Source organism: Vibrio sp. 1978, from assembly GCF_033344345.1.
The window spans coordinates 1-785 of record NZ_JAWPOP010000337.1; the positions used below are offsets into that span (position 1 = coordinate 1).

Genomic DNA, 785 nt, shown 5'->3' on the forward strand with positions numbered 1-785 from the left:
AGATACATGCAATGACAAGGATGATCATACTGATCCGCAAAACTTGCGAGTGATCTTCTACATCCCAACATATGTTGCCTCGTTTCACGAAACAGCTTTTGCTTTGTGACGCTAATGTATAAGAAAGACCCGCATTCGCGACGTTTTCTTGCCAAACATCTTTGGAAAATACGAAGTAACGGTCTCCACGACGAAGCCACATTTCCTTGCCTTCAATAAACATACTTGCTCCTGCAATTAGAGCATTAATGGCGTCATCGTCCATATTTTGCAAGCTTTCTAGTAGCTCGTCACCTTCTTCGTTGTCACGCTCTTTAATGTGCATGTACTGAGCAAGTTTAGGACGCAACTCGGGATACTTTTCAACATAGCGCGCCGCGTAAGTACCGCCACCAGGGTGAATTAATCCGCTACGCGAGAACCAACGCGGTGTTAACTGAGTGCCCTTACAAATAGCACGAGTAAATACTAGAGGTTCAGTAATTAGAGGGCTGAGAGGTAATTTCCCTCGACATGTATTCGCCAAGCTGTAGAGCTGCTGAATATCCTTCAAAGGATAGTCAGAAGTTTGAGGAAGCAACGAATCAGGTGAAAGTAACTTCGTAGGGTAATTTGATTGCAGAATGCGTATATCATACGATTTAAGAGCCACTTCATAGTTAAATAGCTCTGTAAACGTATCTATGCGTTCTGGTAGTGAATCGGATAATGCAGGTGCCGAGAATAGTGGCAATATTGATGCAAAACCGAGCAAAAACTTTTTAATCAAACTGTTACCGTTACTT

The 785-nt window shown here is 42.7% G+C and carries 1 protein-coding gene; it reads right to left on the reverse strand.

Features of this window, described 5'->3' with window-relative positions:
* Nucleotides 1-769, reverse strand: a 769-nt coding sequence (locus R8N49_RS26475; protein WP_318190362.1) for a DUF3404 domain-containing protein, incomplete at its 3' end; no start/stop codon positions are given.
* Nucleotides 770-785: the final 16 nt, after the last annotated feature.